Here is a 2,241-nt window from a genome sequence, read left to right as displayed (position 1 = left end):
CAAAGCCCACCATCTGGGTGCGATCGGCAATGTTAGCAGTAGCTAGCATTTCTCTGATTTCGGCTTCGTAAGCAGGCGTCCCACTACCAGCAATGACAAACGTGAACCGGCGATCGCGACAGCGACCGAGAGCGGGAATTAAGTAATCCAAGCCTTTTTGATAATGCAGTCGCGACAGAAACAAGATGATCGGTTCGTCGGCCGGACAATTCAAACTTTGCCGCAGCCGCTGGGCGGCGTCAGGGATCTGGGCGGGAATCTCGGTCAACGCCAACGGGAGGATAAATGCTGGCGACTGGAAATTTAAAGCCACAAACTCATCACGTTCTTGTTGGCAAGTGACATGAATGGCACAGGCGCGATCGATGTTAGCGCGTTCGATGAGCTTGAGATAAGCTTGCTTTTTTTGCGGCTTGTGCTGGAGCGACCATTCCCGCAAAGCACCATGGGCGGTGGTCAAGTACGGTACTCCCCGCATTCTGGCGATCGCCATGGTGACGGTCGAAGTGTAAGAGAACAAGGCATGAATATGAACTAGATCGTATTTCGTAATGTTTTGCCACAGCCAAGTTGTAAATGACAACGAAAAGGCAAATTCCCTAACTGCAGAAATTGACGGCGAGAAGCGGGGGAAAAAATAGGTAAGCAGTCGATCGTATTCAATTTGCCGACCCATGGGCACGTCCAGCAGCTTGTCCCCATCATCATTGGTGGTGGCAACTTCGACATCGATACCCTCTGTTTGTAACGCATGTACCATATCGATTAGGGCGCGACTCGGCCCGCCTCGCGCGGCAGACACCGAAGGAATTACATGTAGAATCTTCACTGATAAATACCACCCCGATCGACAGACTGGGCTTCATTCATCGCATAGTAAGTCCGCACTCGATCGACCTCCAGCAAATAGGCACCCATAATTAAATAAGCCAAGAATGCTAACACCGAAAAGGTAATGTTTCCCACCAAGGATGCTTCCAAACATGCTCCGGTCAGGATCGATCCCAATCCAGCGATGACAACGCTGCTGGGGAAAAAGTAATAGGCATCCCGACTGCTCAACTGGTTGAGTTGCCACATCAGTTTGAGTGATTCCCAGCCCACCATCAGCATGGGGATCAAGCCAATCAATCCCAGGTTGGAAGCAACTGCCAGCCAGGTATTTTCGCCATAACCCAGCCGACCGCCCTCTAGTGGAGAGCCAAAGATAATATTATTCAAAAACCCCTCCAACATCCCATTCCAAACGCTTTCGCGACTGTTGCTAGTCGATGTAAATCGATCGCTGAGTGTTGAATCAATTCCGGCGGATGATGCTAATGTATCTGGTTGTAAAAATGTGCCGATCAGTGCGGCTAAAACTGCTAAACCCAAACCCACGCGAATCCAAGCACCACCATTATTGCGATAAAACAAAAGTAGGGAAACTGCTGTCATCAGGAACCCTGTCCGTGAACCAGTGAGCAGGAGAAAATAGAGCGTGACGAGTAAGATGCTCACCCACCAATATTTGGCAGCACTCCAGGCGCGAGCGCGTTGGATCGAAAACATCAGACAGGGCACGATCGAGGCTAAGAGCAAGCCCGCCGTCTGGGGATTTCCGGTTGTACCCAGGAATCGGCTGCCGACAAAGGTTACAGCAGAGCGATTGAGGACAAATTGATAGACATTGAGGACGATAAAGATCGCCCCGGCGATCGCGATCGAGCGTACTGCCAGATGGAAATTTTCATCATCCTGGAGCCACCGACCCGGTCCCATCCGCAACGCAAAGATCACGCCGCCAAATGTAAGTGCGGCAAGCCATGCAAATTCTTGGCTACCATAGAGGAGGGTCTTGGCAAAAATTGCTAACTGGACGGCCATGAGCCACTTAATCGAGGGCGGCAAGAGCCATTGCCGCCAATTATTCCGAGTCTGTAGTGCGGCAACGATCAACAAAAACAGCACTACCAGTGCCAACGGTCGTCCGAACGAACGCAGTTGCTGGAGCGGGAATACTAGTGGTGGTGTCGGGTACCACTTACTTCTAAAGGTATCGAGCGATGAAGCAAAACAACAGATGCTAAACAGCAGCCAGCCAGTCGGTCGATCCTGCTGTGCTTTAATCAGTAATAGGATGCCGATCGCGATCGCAATAATGCCAAATGGCGTCGCGATAAAACCAAATAATTGGTTGATAAAACTTGTCTTGTTCATACCGGGGTTTGAGGTAGTGGAAATTCGCGGTCAAGATGTCGC

2 protein-coding genes are annotated in these 2,241 nt (G+C 50.6%); both read right to left on the bottom strand.

Annotated elements, in window-relative coordinates; all coding sequences use genetic code 11:
* Window positions 1–829 (bottom strand): glycosyltransferase (locus RMO27_RS05330; RefSeq protein ID WP_309730099.1); only part of this gene is annotated, 829 nt, incomplete at its 3' end.
* Window positions 826–2,199 (bottom strand): hypothetical protein, encoded by a 1,374-nt coding sequence (locus tag RMO27_RS05325; RefSeq protein WP_309730096.1) that lies wholly within the window; start codon window positions 2,197–2,199, stop codon window positions 826–828. The genes RMO27_RS05325 and RMO27_RS05330, both read right to left, overlap by 4 nt.
* Window positions 2,200–2,241 lie beyond the last annotated feature (42 nt).

Origin of the sequence: Chamaesiphon sp. OTE_75_metabat_556 (assembly GCF_031378165.1) — a bacterium.
Classification (GTDB): domain Bacteria; phylum Cyanobacteriota; class Cyanobacteriia; order Cyanobacteriales; family Chamaesiphonaceae; genus Chamaesiphon.
This window is presented reverse-complemented; position numbering and strand designations above follow the sequence as displayed.

Excerpts from the sequence above, each read along its gene's own strand:
- RMO27_RS05325 (WP_309730096.1), bottom strand. The coding sequence starts at position 2,199 with ATGAACAAGACAAGTTTTATCAACCAATTATTTGGTTTTATCGCGACG.